The 17,291-nt window shown below is 68.3% G+C and carries 9 protein-coding genes; 6 read left to right on the top strand and 3 right to left on the bottom strand.

The window, feature by feature from the left end:
- The first annotated feature begins 877 nt into the window (after positions 1-877).
- Positions 878-1,669, top strand: coding sequence for a DeoR/GlpR family DNA-binding transcription regulator (locus tag ACH4YP_RS46680; RefSeq protein ID WP_269649119.1), 792 nt, complete (start codon positions 878-880; stop codon positions 1,667-1,669).
- Between the two features lie 69 nt (positions 1,670-1,738).
- On the opposite strand, the gene ACH4YP_RS46675 is transcribed toward ACH4YP_RS46680, so the two are convergent.
- The 3 genes from ACH4YP_RS46675 to ACH4YP_RS46665 form a co-directional block, all read right to left on the bottom strand.
- Entirely contained in the window at positions 1,739-2,638 is a 900-nt protein-coding gene (locus tag ACH4YP_RS46675; RefSeq protein WP_398497547.1) for a carbohydrate ABC transporter permease, read from the bottom strand.
- A complete protein-coding gene (locus ACH4YP_RS46670; protein WP_398497546.1) occupies positions 2,638-3,552 on the bottom strand; it encodes a carbohydrate ABC transporter permease in 915 nt (304 codons plus the stop codon). Before ACH4YP_RS46670 ends, ACH4YP_RS46675 begins: the two co-directional genes overlap by 1 nt.
- Before the next feature lie 91 nt (positions 3,553-3,643).
- On the bottom strand, positions 3,644-4,894 hold the full coding sequence (locus tag ACH4YP_RS46665; protein WP_398497544.1) for an extracellular solute-binding protein: 1,251 nt from the start codon (positions 4,892-4,894) through the stop codon (positions 3,644-3,646).
- A gap of 488 nt (positions 4,895-5,382) precedes the next feature.
- Between ACH4YP_RS46665 and ACH4YP_RS46660 the strand changes: the two genes are divergently transcribed.
- The 5 genes from ACH4YP_RS46660 to ACH4YP_RS46640 all read left to right on the top strand — a co-directional run bounded on the left by ACH4YP_RS46660 (position 5,383) and on the right by ACH4YP_RS46640 (position 17,283).
- Positions 5,383-8,403, top strand: a complete 3,021-nt coding sequence (locus tag ACH4YP_RS46660; RefSeq protein WP_398497557.1) for a TIM-barrel domain-containing protein — start codon at positions 5,383-5,385, stop codon at positions 8,401-8,403.
- A gap of 106 nt (positions 8,404-8,509) precedes the next feature.
- Complete coding sequence (locus ACH4YP_RS46655; RefSeq protein WP_398497542.1) at positions 8,510-10,378, top strand: glycoside hydrolase domain-containing protein; 1,869 nt, start codon at positions 8,510-8,512, stop codon at positions 10,376-10,378.
- A 44-nt stretch (positions 10,379-10,422) separates the two neighbouring features.
- Positions 10,423-14,046 carry a beta-galactosidase gene (locus ACH4YP_RS46650; protein ID WP_398497555.1) on the top strand — a complete coding sequence of 1,208 codons (3,624 nt, stop codon included), beginning with the start codon at positions 10,423-10,425 and terminating at the stop codon, positions 14,044-14,046.
- The gene (locus ACH4YP_RS46645) at positions 14,046-16,052 is read left to right on the top strand and encodes a glycoside hydrolase family 31 protein (RefSeq protein WP_398497540.1); all 2,007 of its coding nucleotides are present in this window, start codon (positions 14,046-14,048) and stop codon (positions 16,050-16,052) included. The genes ACH4YP_RS46650 and ACH4YP_RS46645 overlap by 1 nt, the downstream gene beginning before the upstream one ends.
- Before the next feature lie 10 nt (positions 16,053-16,062).
- A complete protein-coding gene (locus tag ACH4YP_RS46640; RefSeq protein WP_398497538.1) occupies positions 16,063-17,283 on the top strand; it encodes an SGNH/GDSL hydrolase family protein in 1,221 nt (406 codons plus the stop codon).
- The last annotated feature ends 8 nt before the right edge of the window (positions 17,284-17,291 follow it).

The following is a 17,291-nucleotide window of genomic DNA, read 5'->3' as shown; positions in this document are numbered from 1 at the left end:
AACTCAGCTACGACGGCGTGGCCAAGCCCATCCGCTTCAACCAGGACATCACCCACGGACTCAGACCCGAGAACACGAGCTTCCTGTACCAGGTCAAGGACGGGAAGTTCCGATTCCTCGGCCGGTACGACCAGGTGACCTGACCAGCGCCGTTCCACAGGCGAACCGCACGCCCTCGCCGCCGGAAGCGGTCGCCTTCTACGCTGCCTTTCTCATTGTCATGGCGTTCGCCGGCAGGGCCATCGCCCGCCTCGGTGAGGCTGTCGCCGGTGGGACGGTTGGGGGTGCCCAGTTGCTGGCCCCATCAAGGTTCGGGACCCCGCGGGGGTGAAATCCGCCCGTTCCGGCTGCGCGTTCGGTGGGCGCTGCGACGACCCGGTCCAGGCTGCTCTCGCTCATCCTGCGCGAACTCGGCCAGCGCTCGGTACTTGGCTTCGTCGAAGGTATCGCCCGAGCCCCCGCGCCTTGCCTTCCACTGCCATGTGACAGCGGATCGCCCGTCCTCCGTCCTTCACCGCGCCGCGCGACACCTGCGCCACCGCGTCCCACAGTGCCGACACGTCTGGGCGGCATACGTCCACGCGGGGACGTGACCGCGCACGGTCCGGGCGTGGCTGATTCATGCCCACTGGCTTCCCGCCGACCGCGACTCGTCCGGTGTACGGGGCTGTACGTCACTGTCCGCCCGGGCCGTGCGCGGACGACCGGACCGTCCCGACGCGGCGCGGCGACCGTGCAGGGAGCCGGAGAGCAAAAGGCTCGTGCTCAAGAGTGCCGCCTTTGGCCGTCTAAGCTGCTGAAACAGGCATTGCCTTTCAGGGAATCGGACACGGCTCGTGCTTTCACGGGTCCGGACACCACGGACAGGGGACGACGCATGGCGGCACCGCAGGACCGATGGAGCGCCTTGCTGGACATACTGACGCGCGACGGGCGGATCGAGGTAGAGGCCGCCGCGGAAGTACTTCAGGTCTCCTCCGCCACGATCCGACGCGACCTGGATGAGCTGGCACGCCAGCAAATGGTCACCCGTACCCACGGCGGCGCCGTGATCAACGCCATCGCGTACGACCTTCCGCTCCGCTACAAGGCCGCACGCAACGCTCCGGAGAAGGAGCGGATCGCCAACGCGGCGGCGGGTCTGGTGAAGCCGGGTGCCGTGGTGGGTCTGAACGGCGGCACCACGACCACCGCGGTCGCCCGGGCGCTGGCCATCAGGCCCGATCTGAGCACGGAGGGCGCCGGGCCCCCCGCGCTGACGGTCGTCACCAACGCCCTGAACATCGCCAACGAGCTGGTCGTACGCCGCCACGTGAAGCTCGTCCTCACCGGGGGAGTGGCCCGCCCGGCCTCGTACGAGCTCACCGGACCGCTCGCCACCGGAATGCTCGCGCAGATCACCCTTGACCACGCTTTCATCGGCGTCGACGCGATCGACGTCCAGCACGGGGCAACGGCCCAGGACGAGGGTGAGGCCGGTATCAACTGGGCGTTGGCCCGCCGTGCCGAACGCGTGATCGTGGTCGCGGACTCCTCCAAGCTGGGTCGGCGGGCCTTCGCCCGGATCTGCCCGGTGGAAGACGTCCACGTTCTGGTGACCGACAAGGCAGCGGGCCCGGAGCTGACCGAGCCGTTCGCCGCGGCGGGTGTGGAGATCGTCCGGGCCTGAGCCCCCTGAGCGCTGCAGGCCGCAGCCGCAGCCCGCCTCGTGAAGGAGCGCAATGCGTGTGCCTGCAGATCACTTGATGCCACCGGCCGTCAGACCGCTGATCAGGTAGCGCTCCACGAAGACGAACAGGACGACGACCGGCACGATGGCGATCAGTGACGTGGCGAAGAGGTACTGCCACTGCTCCTGGTACGCCGTGACGAATCCGGGGATTGCCTTGGTCAGCGTTGTCCGGTCGCCGGACGAGGTGATGGTGAGGGCGACGACGTACTCGTTCCAGGCCCCGATGAACGTGTAGACGAGCGCGGTCACCACTCCGGGCAGCGCCAACGGCAGGGTGACTCGCACCATCGCGCCCAGCCGGCCGGCCCCGTCCATGTACGCCGCCTCCTCCAACTCCTTGGGGATGCTTGCGAAGTACGCGTTGAGGATCCAGATGCAGAACGGCAGGTTGAACGCCGCGTTGACCAGGATCAGCCCCTCTGCGGTATCGGTCAGATCGAGGCTGACCATCTCCCGGTAGATGCCGACCAGCAGTGCGGTCGGCGCGAACATCTGAGTGACGAGCACCAGCAGCAGGAAGGCGCCGCGTCCGCGGAACCGGTGACGGGCGGTGTAGTACGCGGCGGGCAGCCCCACGGCGAGGGTGAGGAGCGTGGACATCCCGGCGACGTACAGCGAGAACCAGAGCGCGTCGGAGACCGGCGGGTCCTTCAGCGACCAGACGTCGGCGAAGTTCGACCACTCCCACCGTGACGGCAGATAGGACGGCGGCGACTTCATCAGTTCCGGTGTCGGCTTCAGCGCCGTCAACAGCATCTGCAGGTAAGGCGCCAGGAACATCAGGGCCACCAGCCAGCCCACCGCGGTGAGCACGACGGTCCGCAGCCGGGGAGGACGCCGCCGGGTCGTTGTGGATGGGGCCGTCGCGGATTGGGGTGTTGTGGAACTGGCCGTGACGGCGGACATCAGCCGATCTCCTCTCGCCTGCGGACGACGCGCAGATACACCAGCACGACCAGGAGGATCAGCGCGAAGTTCACGACGGCCATGGCAGCCGACTCGCCGACGGCCTGGTTGTCGAACGCGAGCTTGTACATGTACGTCGTGGTCGTGTCGGTGGCGAAGCCGGGACCGCCGCGGGTCATGGCCCAGATGACCGGGAAGGAGTTGAACACGTTGATGACGTTGATGATGGCGGCGACCAGCAGGGAGGGGCGCAGCAGTGGCAGCGTGACGGAGAGATAGGTGCGGGCGGGTCCCGCGCCGTCCAGGCGGGCCGCCTCGTACACCTCGGCGGGAATGGTCCCGAGGCCGGAGAGGATGACGAAGGCGGTGAACGGCAGGGAGACGAAGACGGCCACGGCCATCATCCAGGCGAATGCCTGGGCAGGGTGGGCCAGCCAGTTCACCGGTTTGTCCAGGATTCCCACGTCCATGAGTACGCGGTTGACGACGCCGTAGAAGTTGTTGAGCATCCAGCGCCAGGTCAGCGCCGTCATCAGGACCGATGCGGCCCAGGGGACGATCAGCGCCCAGCGGACCATCCGGCGCCCGGGGAAGCGCGAGTTGAGCAACTGCGCCAGTGCCAGCGAGACGGTGATGGTGACCGTGACCACTCCCACCACCCACACCAGGGTGCGCAGTACGACGCCCGGCAGGTCCGGCTCGGCGAACAGTTCGGCGTAGTTGGCGCCACCCGCGAAGCCGCGGGTCACTCCGGTGGAGCTGATGTCCATCAGGGACGTGCGGACCATCTCCACGACGGGCCAGATGACCACGCCGAGGATCAGCGCCAGCGCGGGGCCGAGCCACAGCAGCGGCTCCAGTGACCGCAGGCGGAGACCCTTCCGGGCGTGGCGCGAGCCGCGCGCCGGTGCCACCGGCGTCCGTCCTTCCCCGGACCCCGAGCCGGACCTGGAGGTGGACCCGGAGCCAGTGCTGTGTGCAGCGGTGTCCTGTACGGCCACCCCGTCAGCCGTCCTTCTCGGCGGTCTCCTGGATTTCGCCCAGGACCTTCTTGGGCTCCGCGCCCGATACGGCGGTGCCGATGCGCTGTTTCACGGCGCCCTCGACGGCCGACCAGTTGGGGTTGTCGGTGGGTGCGAACCGTGCGCCCGACAGAGCGTCGACGAACGGCTTGTAGTACGCGGAATCCGAACTCAGGGCGTCGCCGGCCGACTTGGTGACCGACAGGAATCCCTCGGTGGACAGGAACTTCGAGGCGTTCTCCTTCTGGTAGAAGAAGTCGAGGAACTTGTTGACGGCCTCGCGGTTCCTGCCCTCGTCCTTCTTGAAGGCCACCAGGTAGTCCTGGACACCGAGCGTGTTGTGGGTCGTGCCGTCCTTGCTCGGCAGTGGCGCGACCCCGTAGTTCAGGTTCTTGTCGACCGTGTCGAGGAAGCCCTTGCGCATGAAGACGGCACCGTTGACCATGCCGATCTTCCCCTGCGCGAACTGGTTGAAGACGTCCTTGCGGTTGGTGGCCTCGGGGTTGGGCTGGGTCAGCCCGGCCTTCGTGAGCTTCCGTAAGTAGTCCAGCGTCTCGACGTTGGCCTGCTGGTCGACCGTCCACTTGCCCGACTTGTCGATCCAGCCCCCGCCGTTGTTCATCGCCCAGATGTAGAACTCGGCCTGGGCCTCCTCCGCGCCGAGCGGCAGGCCCAGTGGGATGTCCCCGGCCTTCTTCACCTTCCTGGCGGCGTCCTCGACCTCGGCCCAGGTGGACGGCGGTTCGGAGATCCTGGCCTTGTCGAAGATGTCCTTGTTGTAGAAGAAGAGCCGTGCACTGGAGATGAACGGCAGGCCGTACTGCACGCCTTCGTACTGCGCCTGGTCGGCGAAGAGAGGCAGGAAGTCGTCGAGCACCTTCGGCGACACGATGTCCTTGGCCTGGTAGATCAGGTCGTCGAGGGCGAAGTCGGAGAACTTGTTGTAGTTGAGGACGTCGGGCTGCTGCCCGGTCTGGATGTACGTCTTGACCTTGGAGTCGAGCTGCTCCCAGTCGACCACCTCCAACTCGACCTGGTAGCCGGGGTTCTGGGCCTCGAAGGCCTTGATGAGGTTGTCCCAGTAGGGCTGGGTGTCGTCGTCGTACTTGGCGGCCACGAATCTGATCGTCTTTCCGTCGGAATCGCCGTCGCCGGACGAACCTCCCTTGCCGCATCCGCTGAGGACCAGCGCGAGGGTCACACCTGCTGCGATGCCGATGAGGTGCCGTTTCACGGAATACCACCTTCGCTGCAACCTGTTGATTGTTTCTGCTTGAAAACCGCTCGGTTCGAGCATTAATCACCATCATGCCCAACAGGGCGCGCAGGATGTCAAGAGTCGCCACTGGGTGAAGGTTGCCTGGGGAGCCTGCCGGGTCACCGTGCGAAGGGCGCCTCGGTGTAGAGCAGTTGACTGTTCTCGGAGGGGGCGAGGTCTGCCACGGCTGCGGCCCCCGTCGGGGCGGAATCCCCCGAATCGGGCGCGGTTCACGCAGAATTTACAGCCGTTTCCCTCCAGGCCTGCCGACTCCCCAAGTAGTGCGCGGACCTGGTCAGGTGACCCCCACCAGGGGCGGCAGTGGCCCGTGGTGTGGCCGAGAAATCATGAAAGTGAATGTTGACAGCTGACGTTTATAGCCAGAACATGAGCAGAAATGAGCATGATCTTGCCGTGCTGCTCTGCGAAGCAACGCCCCGCCCCGCAGGAGGACATGAGTGCGCATCCAACCGCTCAGACGGCACAAATCCTGTAGTCCCGGAACGCTGTTGGCCGCCGCTCTGGCCCTGACACTCATACCGTCTGTTACCGGACCCCTCACCACAAAGGCTCAGGCGGACACCGGCTCCCGGCCGAAGGTGACCCAGAGCGCGGACGGCCTCACCCTGTCCGTCCCAGGCGGCAAGAACGCGCCCGGCTACACCGTCGACATCGCCACCGACGCACTCGCCCTCACCACCGAGCGCTCCGGAAAAACTGTGCTCGGCACCGCGGGCGGCGACGACGGAGGCCTCCGCTTCCGCTCCGACGGGAAGTGGGAGCACGCCACCGCGGTCACCGACTGGACGTGGCGGAGCGGCGTCCTCACTCTCACCACCGACACCACCCTCGACGGCGCCACCGTCAAGGCCCGGCTCACGCCCGAAGCCGACCGCTACCAGCTGACCTGGGACGTCGAAGGCGGCAGCCCCGATCAACTGGGCCTCGCCTACGACCTGTCATCTGCCGGCCACTGGTACGGCCACGGCGAGGCGGAGACCCCGCAGGGCGGTCCCGGCGTCAACCAGCCCTGGCCGCTCGACGCCGGTGAAGTCGACCACAAGGCCTTCGGCCCGGCGTCGTACAACATGATCGACCCGTTCTGGTACACCTCCAGATCCACCGGTCTGCGCATCGACACCGGGAACGTCATGGACGTGGCGCTCAACAAGGGCAAGGACGGCCTCGGGCAGTTCATCGTCGAGTCGCCCGACACCTACAAGGCCACCGTGTTCGTCGAGTCGACCCCGCTGGAGGTCTACCGCGACTACGTCGGCATCGTCGGCAAGCCGGCCAAGTCCGATGCCCCGTACGAGCAGTACGCCAAGCCGCTGTGGAATTCCTGGGCGCAGTTCTACACCAAGGTCGACCAGGAGAAGCTGCTCGACTACGCCACCGACCTCCACGACAACGGTCTGGACGGGCACACCATCCAGCTCGACGACAAGTGGGAGTCCAACTACGGCAATCTGACCTGGGATCCCAAGACCTTCCCCGATCCCAAGGGCCTGTCCGACAAGATCCACGACATGGGGTTCGACTTCGGCATCTGGGTCACCCTGTGGATCAACCTCGACTCCGACAACTACCAGTACGCGGTCGACCACGGCTACTTGCTCATGGACGCCAAGGACACGAGCAAACCGTGCGAAGTGACCTGGTGGAACGGCCAGGCCGGAATCATCGACCTGGCCAACCCCGAAGCCAAGGCCTGGTACGAGGGCAACCTCAAGACCCTCATGGACACGTACGACATCGACGGGCTGAAGTTCGACACCCGCTTCTTCGACGAGAAGTGCGCGCCGCGCGAGGGACACCAGGCCACGGACTACCAGAAGCTCGGCACCGAGCTCGCCGACGAGTTCGACCTCCAGGGCGCGGGCATCCGGGTGCACTGGAACCGGACGGCCCACGAGGCCGGCTTCGTCACCCGCCAGGTCGACAAGGGCACCGGCTGGGACTCCCTGCGCGCCTCCGCCACCCAGAACCTGGCCATCTCCACCATCGGCTACCCGTTCGTCGAGTCCGACATGATCGGCGGCTCCGGCGGCCAGCCCGCACCGACGAAGGACGTACTGGTGCGGTGGGCGCAATCCGCCTCCCTGATGCCGCTGATGTACGCATCAACCTCGCCGGTCGACACCAACGACACCACCACCGGCCAGAAGGTGGACTACGACCAGGAGACGGTCGACCTCTACCGGCAGGCCATCAAGACGCACGAGAAGCTCGCCCCGTACATCTGGGATCAGGTGCAGAGCACCCTGAAGACCGGCGATCCGATCATGCGGCCGCTCTTCTTCGACTTCCCGAAGGACGAGGCCAGTTACACGGTCACCGACGAGTGGATGCTCGGCCCGGCCGTGCTCGCCGCGCCCAAGCTGAGCACCGGTGCCACCCGCTCCGTCCATCTCCCGCCGGGTACCTGGTACGACGTGAACCAGGGCACCGTGATCCGCGGCCCCAAGACCCTCAAGGGGTACGCGGCACCGCTCGGCGTCACCCCGGCCTTCGTGAACCTCAAGGCCAAGGGCGCCGCCAAGGCCGTAAAGGCGCTCAAGCGCGACGACGCCCCGGCAGCCTCCGTCCTGATCACCCCGGACGCCCCGTCCACAGACGCCGGTAAGCCGTTCGCGGTGACCACTGAGGTGACCAACTGGGGCACCCGGACCCTCAAGAACGCCACAGCGGCACTGGACCTGCCCGACGGCTGGACTGCCGAAGCGACCGGCCCGACCACCGTGAAGTCCCTCAAGAACGGCGCCACACTCACCACCACCTGGACGGTGACCCCGGCCGACGACGCCCGATGGGGCAGCCACGACCTCACCGGCACTGTCACCTACACCGGATCCAACGGCTCACAGAAGGTGTCCGACACCGTGCGGGCGCAGGTGAAGGCCGCCCCGGGCAGTGTGCAGGCGCCGTACCTGACGACCGACACCACGTCCGAGGACCCCCAATACGCCCAGGCCGGCGACCAGTTCGCCATCTGGGCGGGTGGCCAGGACCTGTCCGGCTGGAAGGACGAGAAAGGCGTCATCTACCGCGACGACGCGGCCGGTGAAAAGGCCACCGTGCAGGCCCAGTTGGTATCCCAGAACAGCGCCTCACCGGTCGGCAAGGCAGGCATCGCCCTCGCCAACGACCTGACGGAGCCCGGGAAGGGCGGCTACGCGGTGCTGGTCATGACCCAGAGCTACGGCCTGGAGTTCATGACCGACAGCGACGGCGACGGGAAGCTCGACACGTGGGCGGGCGGCGGCTCCACCTACCACCCGGCGTACCTCAAGCTGACCCGGGACGGCGCCACCTACACCGCGTACGCCAGCAAGGACGGCGACACCTGGTCGCAGGTCGGCACCGCCCAGGTGCCGTCGGCCACCGGCACGGGTGATGCCGGGATGGTCGCCGGCGCGGCCAACGTCAACTACCCCGGCGAGAACATCGAAGCCGTCTTCAGCGGATTCTCCGTCACCTCCTGAAAAGCAGTCACGACCGGCACCACCCCGCTTCCCGGCAGGCCTCCCACCCCCTGGGGCCTGCCGGGGAGCACTCCCTGCACGTCCATGAGAGAGGGAACCCACCCCCATGGCACGTACGTCCTCAGCTGTCGCCGGCTTCGTCGCGGGCGTCGTCGTGGCCGCGAGCACCACCGCGATCGCCGTCACCGGTACGACGACCACCGTCACCGACCTCAATTCCAAGGCCACCACCACCTGGCTGACCGCGAAGGTCGCCGACGCCATGGGCACCAGGGACACCATCACCTGGGTTCCCACCGGCTCCTTCGCCGGCTCCGCGGAGGAACGGGTCCCGCGCTACCCGATGACCGCCATCCAGGGCAAGGACACCAAGGAGCTCAAGCTTGCCGCCGTGCGCAACGAGCAGGTGTCGGCGCAACTGGCGATCGCCTCCGGCCAGGACCTCGACGACGTCAAGGCCGTCGTCGGCGACCTCACCGGGCCCGGCGGCGCGAAGCTGTCCGGTGCCGACACCCAGGTCCGGTTCGTCAAGTACGTGCCGGTGCAGCGCTCCAAGAGCGAGGTCGACTGGTCCGCCACCATCGACCAGGTCAGCTCCGGCAAGGAGGTGTCCGGCGACCGCAACCCCGATGTGGTCGGCGACGCGATCGAGGAGCGGTCCTCGGTGGACGTACCCGCGTACGCCGCACAACCGCTGTGGTTCACCTTCCACATCCCCAAGTCGGCCAAGCCCGGCACCTACACCGGCACGGTGAAGGTCAACGCCGACGGCCGTACCCGGACCACCTACCCGCTGACCATCGAGGTCGCGGACGCGAGCGTCCCCGATCCCAAGGACTACGGCTTCTTCCTCGACGTATGGGCGCAGCCGGAGACGATCGCCAAGAACCACGGCGTCAGGCTCTGGTCCGACCAGCACTGGAAGCTGATCGAGACGTACAACCGCGACCTGGCCTCGCGCGGCCAGAAGGTCATCAACACCACCATCGTCGACAACCCGTGGCACCACCAGTGGTCGCTCGGCACCCGGGAGTCGCAGACCGCCACCCCGTACACCAGCATGGTGGGCTGGGCCTGGAACGGAAAGGCGTTCTCCTTCGACTTCGGCCGCTGGGACAAGTACGTCCAGACCGCCAGACGCGCCGGTCTCGGGCCCGACATCGGTGCCTTCTCCATGCTGGCGTTCCAGGACCAGGAGCACCTCACCTACACCGACACCCGCACCGGCAGGACCGTCTACGAGATCGTCGATCTGGGCGGCGACCGCTGGCGGGAGGCGTGGGGAGCATTCCTCCCGGCCTTTGAGAAGCACCTGAAGGTCAAGGGCTGGCTGGAGGACACCTGGCTGTCCTTCGACGAGCGGCCCATCGACACCATGACGGTCGTCAAGGACTTCGTCCACGAGGTCGCGCCGGTCTTCGACGACCGTATCTCCGTGGCCGGTTCGATCAGCACCGAAGGCGTCGCATCCAACCTGTCCGTCGACTGGGGCGGCATCGACGCGATGACGAAGGAGAAGGTGGCCGAACGGCGCAAGGCCGGCAAGACCACGACCTTCTACGTGTACGGCGCGCCGGCCCACCCCAACACGCTCTCGTTCTCGCCCGCCGTCGAGTCGCGGATGCTGCCGTGGATCTCCGCCGAGCGGAACCTGGACGGTTTCCTGCGCTGGTCGTACAACAGCTGGACCAGCGACCCCTTCAAACAGCCCGTGCACATCTTCACGCAGGGCGACGAGTACCTGGTCTACCCGGGCAAGGACGGCCCGATGTCCAGCATCCGCTGGGAGCAGCTGAAGGAGGGCATCGAGGACTACGAACTCATCGCCCAGCTGCGGAAGAAGAACGGCGGCACCGACAGCGACGCCCTGACCGAGGCCCTCGCCACCGCGACCCGGAACCTCGACGGCCGGACGAAGGACGCCAATGACATCGAGACCGCGCGGGCGGCCGTCGTGAAGGGCCTGACGTCATGAGGGGGAAGTGGAGGTCCCTGCTGCTCGCTGCGGCCTTGACTGTCATGCCCCTGACGGGCGCGGGCGCCGTGACACAGGCCCAGGCGGAGCTACAGGCCCAGACGGAACAGCGGGCCCGGGCCCCGCACACCGTCACCTACGACCAGTACGCCGTGCAGGTCGACGGCAAACCCCTGTACATCTGGGGCGCCGAGTTCCACTACTTCCGGCTGCCCAGCCCCGACGCGTGGCGCGATGTCCTGCAGAAGATCAAGGCGGGCGGATTCAACGCCGTCTCGCTCTACTTCGACTGGGGCTACCACTCGGCCAAGCCGGGCTCGTACGACTTCACCGGCATCCGTGACGTGGAGCGGCTGCTCGACGAGGCGGAGCGCGCGGGCCTGTATGTGATCGCCCGCCCGGGCCCGTACATCAACGCGGAGGTCTCCGGCGGCGGTATGCCGGCCTGGCGCAAGACGCAGGCCGGCGTGAACCGCACCTCCGAGCCGGAGTACATGAAGGCGGCCCGGGAGTGGATGAGCCGGATCAACCCGATCATCGCGCGCCACCAACTCACGCGCGGCACCGGCAATGTGATCCTCTATCAGGTCGAGAACGAGTACCAGGGCGGTCGCCAGGACGCCGACTACATGCAGACTCTCATCGACTGGGCCCGCGAGGACGGCATCGACGTCCCGACGTTCGTCAACGACGGCGGCGCCAACAAGAACTGGGTCAGCGGCAAGGGCGCCCCGGACATCTACGGCTTCGACGCCTACCCGCAGGGCTTTGACTGCAAGGACCCCGACACCTGGAAGAACCTGCCCGACTACTCGTACGTCAACGAGTGGAAGCCCGAGTCCCCGCTGCTCATCCCGGAGGCGCAGGGCGGCGCCTTCGACCCCTGGGGCGGCACCGGATACCAGGACTGCGCGAAGCTCACGGGCACCGACTTCACCCGGGTGTTCAGCAAGATGAACATCGCCGCCGGAGTGAGCGGCCAGTCCTTCTACATGACGTACGGCGGCACCAACTGGGGCTGGCTCGCCGACCCCAACGCGGTCTACACGTCGTACGACTACGGCGCCCCGATCAACGAGTCCCGCCAACCGACCGACAAGTACCAGGAGTTCAAGCGCCTCGGGTACATGGTCAATTCCGTCACCTCACTGGCGCGCACCGACAAGGCCGAGGCCCCCGCCCCGTCCGACGACGCCCTGCGCATCGACCGGCGCGTCAACCCCGACGACGGCACCCAGTTCTTCACCGTCCGGCACGCCGACACCCGGGTGAAGGACAGGGACGAGACCACCCTGTCGCTGAAGGGCGCGGACGGCGACTACCCACGCGTGCCGCAGCAGGGAACGATCACCGTCGACGGCCGGGACGCCAAACTCCTCGTAGCCGGTTACGACTTGAGCGAGAGTCAGCGGCTCGTCTACTCCACCTCGGAGATCATGACGCACGCCCGGATCGGCGACCGGGACGTGGCGCTGCTGTACGGGCGTGCGGGCGAGGCAGGCGAGACTGTGCTGCGTTACGCCGAGCGCCCCAAGGTGACCGTCCTCGACGGCGATGTCACCACCATCTGGGACGCCGAACGCGGCGACCTGCGCCTGAACTACACGCACAGGGGCCTGGCCCGGGTGCTGGTGAACGGCATGGAACTGCTGATCGCCGACACCGCCGAGACCGCCCACTGGTGGCGGCAGGACACCGCCTCGGGCCCGGTCCTCGTACGCGGCCCGTCCCTCGTCCGTACGGCTGAACCGGCCGACGGCACCCTGAAGTTGACCGGCGACTCCACCAAGGCCGCGAAGATCGAGGTCATCGCGGACGCCAAGAAGGTGACCTGGAACGGCAGCAGGGTCGCCGTCACCCAGGCGCCGCGCCCCGTCGAGTTGCCCAGGCTGACGACATGGAAGTACAAGGAGGAGGCACCGGAGTCCGCCCCGGACTTCGACGACGCCACCTGGACCACCGCCGACCGCCTCACCGCCAACAACCCGGACCTGGCAGGGTCGTTGCCGGTCCTTGCGATGGACGAGTACGGCTACCACCACGGCAACGTCTGGTACCGCGGCCGGTTCGAGACCACGGGCAGGGCGACCGCGCTCGCGCTCGACGCCAACACCGGCCCGACCGGCCAGTACGCGGTCTGGCTCAACGGCCGCTACCTCGGTAGCTCCGGCGACGGCGCGCACACCTTCGACATCCCGGCGGACACGCTGAGGGCCGGTGGAGACAGCGCGGACAACGTCCTCTCCGTCCTCGTGGAGAACGCGGGCCACAACGAGGAATGGGGCCACGACTACTCGAAGGAGCCGCGCGGACTGCTCGGCGCCGAGGTGATCGGCGGCGCCTCCACTCTCACCTGGAAGATCCAGGGCAGCCGGGGTGGCGAGGACCCCGTCGACACCGCCCGGGGCCCGTACAACAACGGCGGGCTGTACGGAGAGCGGGCGGGCTGGTCGCTGCCGGGGTACTCCGACGGCAGCTGGAAGAGCACCCGCCTCTCTCGGCAGACCGGGAAGAACGAGCCCGGCGTGCGCTGGTACCGCACCTCCGCACGGCTCGACCTGCCGCAGGGCCAGGACAACGCGATCGCGCTGGACCTGGCCGAACCCGAAGGCGGCAGTACCGGCTACCGCGCCCAGATCTTCGTCAACGGCTGGCTGATCGGCCGCTACCTGCCGGACACCGGACCCCAGACACGGTTCGTCGTCCCCAAGGGCATACTGCGCGAGCAGGGCACCAACACCATCGCCCTGGCCGTGTGGTCCACCGAGGCCGGTGCGGGCCCGGGTGCCGCGAAGCTCGTCGGCCTCGGCGCCTCGGCGGGCGGGATCAAGGTCGGTACGGTGACCGCGCCCTCGTACGACGCCGAGACCTACGCCATGCCGACCGCCGGCGCGCATGTCACCGTCGACGCCGAGCCGTTCCTGGGCACCGGTACCGCCACCGAGGTTCCGGTGTCGCTCACCGTGCCGAAGGGCGCGCCCACCGCCCGGGACGTACGGCTGACGCTGACCACCCCCGACGGCTGGACCGCGACCACCGACGACACCACCCGTTTCGACCGGATCCGGCCCGGCGACACGGTGACCGCGGACTACACCGTGACCCCGCCCCGCGACCCGGTCCACTACGCCGTCCTGTCCGCGACCGCCAAGCTCACCCAGCCCGGCCGTCCGGGCACCGTCACCGGTGTACGGGCCGTGCAGGTGCCACCGCCCGGGCTGTCCGCCGACGCCCATGTGAGCGACCTGACTCTGGTCAAGGCGGTCAACGGCTGGGGTCCGGTGGAGAAGGACGCTTCCAACGGGGAGTCCGCGGCCGGCGACGGTCGATCCCTGAGCATCGGCGGCACCACGTACGCCAAGGGACTCGGCGTGCACGCCAACAGCCAGATCCGGGTCTACCTCGGCGGGGGCTGCACCCGCTTCACCGCGACCGCTGGGGTGGACGACGAGGTCGGCGACAACGGCAGCGTCTCCTTCGAGGTGATCGCCGACGGCCGCTCCCTGTTCGACAGCCCGGTGCTGCACGGCTCCGACGGCGGCGCCGCGGTCGATGTGGACGTGACCGGCGCCCGTTGGCTCGACCTGCTGGTCGACGGCGACGGCGATGTCTCCACGGACCACGCCGACTGGGCCGACGCCAAGCTGACCTGCGGCGGCGGCGTCTGATGCCCGTCATCGGGAAACGAGCTGTCCGCTCCGGCTCGGCGGCGCTGCTCCTGACCGCCCCGCTGCTCGGCACGGCTCCGGCAGCCGCCGACTCCGGGCCGATCACCTTCGCGACACCCGCCTACGAACTGCGGATCGCCACGGACCGGTTGGCGGTCACCACCGTGCGGGCGGGCCGGACCGTCCTGGCCACCGCGCCCGGGGCGTTCCGGTTCCGGATCGGCGGCGACTGGCACATCGTCCGGGAGGCCACCGGCAGCACCCGTGACGGCAACTCCCTGCGCGTCACCGCCGCGACCGACCTGCCGGGCGTCACCGTCGATCTGCGGATCACCCTGCGCTCCGACCGGTACGACCTGAACTGGAACCTGTCGGGGGCCCGGGCCGACGCGCTCAGCACCGCGTACGACCTCAGCAGCGCCGGGCACTGGTACGGGCACGGCGAGAACAGCGACCAGACGGTCCAGCCGTGGCCGTTGGACTCGGGGCAGTTGGTGGACGCCGGGTTCAGCCCGGCGTCGTACCAGGTGGTCGCCCCCTTCTGGTACACCTCGAGCGCCACCGGGCTGCGGGCGAAGACGAACGACCCGATGGACGTACGGATCAACGGCGGCGGCAACGGGCTCGGCGAGTTCACCGTCACCGGCGAACGGCCCGCCGCCTCCACGGTGTTCGTCGAGGACACCCCCGCCGAGGTCTACCGCGACCACATCGCGCTGGTCGGCAGGCCGGAACGCTCCGACACCCCCTACGAGCAGTACGCCACCCCACTCTGGAACTCCTGGGCCCAGCTCTACGGAGAGCAGACCCAGGAGAACGTCCTCGACTGGGCCCGCGCGCTGGCCGGCGCCGGGCTCGGCGGGCACGCGGTGCAGATCGAGGAGAGCGTGATCGCCGCCGACTTCGGCGAACGCTTCCCCGACCTGCCCGCCCTGTCCGAGCAACTCGACCGCCTCGGCTTCGACCTCGGCATGTGGACCGGCCTGTACATGCCCGAGACCGCCGCCAACTTCTCCGAAGCAGTCGACAACGGGTACCTGCTGAAGGACCCGTCCGACCCGACCAAGCCGTGCCTCTTCACCTGGTGGAACGGCCGGCAGACCGGCCTGATCGACCTGGCCAACCCGGCCGCCCGGCAGTGGTACACCGACGATCTCCAGGCACAGACAAGCGAGTTGGGGGTTGCCGGGTTCAAGTTCGACACTGCCTTCTTCGACGACCGGTGCGCCCCGTATCCGGGGGCGACCCGCGTCGACTACGTGAAGTACGGCACCGAGCTGGCCGACGAGTTCGACCAGCAGGGAGCCGGGCTACGGGTCGCCTGGAACGCCGCGCAGGACAAGGGCTTCGCCACCCGCACGGCCGACAAACCGACCACCTTCGCCGGGCTCCGCGCCGCGGTCTCGGCCAACCTGGCGGTCTCCACGATCGGTTACCCCTTCGTCGAGACCGACATGATCGGCGGCTCACTGAGCTACCCGCCACCCACCAAGGAGGTCCTGGCCCGGTGGGCGCAGGCGGCATCCCTGATGCCGCTGATGTACGCCTCGACCTCGCCCACCGGTGTACGGGACGCGACGACCGGCGAGTGGGTCGGCTACGACCGGGAGACGGTCGACCTCTACCGGTCGGCCATCGCGACGCACGAGCGGCTGGCCCCGTACATCTGGGATCAGGTGCAGGGCGCCGTGAAGACCGGCGATCCGATCATGCGGCCACTGTTCTTCGACTTCCCGAAGGACGGGGCGAGTTACACGGTCGCCGACGAGTGGATGCTGGGCCCGGCCGTGCTGGCCGCGCCGAAGCTCGACGAAGGCACCACCCGGGACGTCTTCGTGCCGACCGGAACATGGCGGGATGTCACCAACGGCAAGGTCGTACGCGGTCCGGTGACGCTCAGGGGGTACGCGGCACCGCTGGGCGTGACCCCGGCGTTCGTGAACCTCAAGGCCGAGGGCGCCACCAAGGCGTACCGGGCCCTCGCGCGTACCGGCGCGGAACGGTAGGGGGCGGCGCATGCATGCGATAGGCGGCAGACTCGCGGCCTTGCTCCTGGCGGTCGTGGCCGTCGTGGCGGGGACGACGGCACCCGCGGAGGCCGGTCAGCAGACGGATTGGCGCGGCTGGACGGGGACCTGGGCGACAGCGGCCAGCGAGCACTACGAGGTATCGGGGATGTCCGAGGTGACGGTGCGGATGCCGGTGCACACCAGCGTCGGCGGTTCATCCGTACGCATTCGCCTGACCAACGCCTACGCCACCGACCCGGTGACGATCGGGCACGCGACGGTGGGCCTGCGCGACGGGGGTTCTGCCGTGGCACGCCCGCACGACCTGTGGTTCGGCGGGAAGCGCGCGGTCACCGTCCCGGCGGGCGGCCAGGCGGTCAGTGATCCGGTCGGACTCGCCGTGCCAGCCCTGGCCGAACTCGTGGTCAGTCTCCATCTGCCCGGTCAGGTCACGCACATCACCGATCACTGGTGGGCGCAGCAGACCGTGTACTGGACGGACTACGGGGCGGGCGACCACGCAGCCGACACCGCCGGTGACGCCTTCACCTGGACCACCACTAGCTGGCCTTTCCTCAGCGGCGTCGATGTGACCGCGCCGAAAGCCCGGTCGGTCGTGGCGCTCGGCGACTCGATCACCGATGGGTCCTTCTCGACGGCCGACACCAATCAGCGCTGGCCCGACCTGCTGTCCGCCCGCCTCAACGCCTGCCGGCCCGGTGCGGGGGTGCTCAACGCGGGCATCACCAGCAACCGGATCACCGCCGGGACCGCGACCAACCCCTCGGCCCTCGACCGTCTCGAACGGGACGTGCTCTCCCAACCGGGGGCCAGGACTTTGATCCTCTTCGAGGGCATCAACGATCTCGGCGGGGCGAGTGCCGAGCAGATCATCGCCGGGATGACGGAGATCGCCGACCGGGCGCACCGGCGCGGGATGCGGGTCGTCGGCGCCACGATCACGCCGTACAAGGACTTCACCTGGGGCGGCTGGAGTGAGGAGACGGAGGCCCGGCGGCAGCAGGTCAACGCCTTCGTCCGGGACTCCGGTGGGGTCTTCGACGAGTACGCCGACTTCGACCGGGCGGTACGGGATCCGGCGGATCCGCGGCGGCTGGATGCGGCGTATGACTCCGGTGACCATCTGCACCCCAATGACGCCGGGATGAAGGCCTTCGCCGACTCCATCGACCTGACTGAGCTCGGCCTCGGCCGCGGCTGTTCCTGAGGAGGACC

Origin of the sequence: Streptomyces sp. NPDC020747, from assembly GCF_044334695.1 — a bacterium.
Lineage (GTDB): Bacteria > Actinomycetota > Actinomycetes > Streptomycetales > Streptomycetaceae > Streptomyces.
Note: the sequence above shows the minus strand (reverse complement) of the source record. Positions and strands in the feature narration are given on the sequence as shown.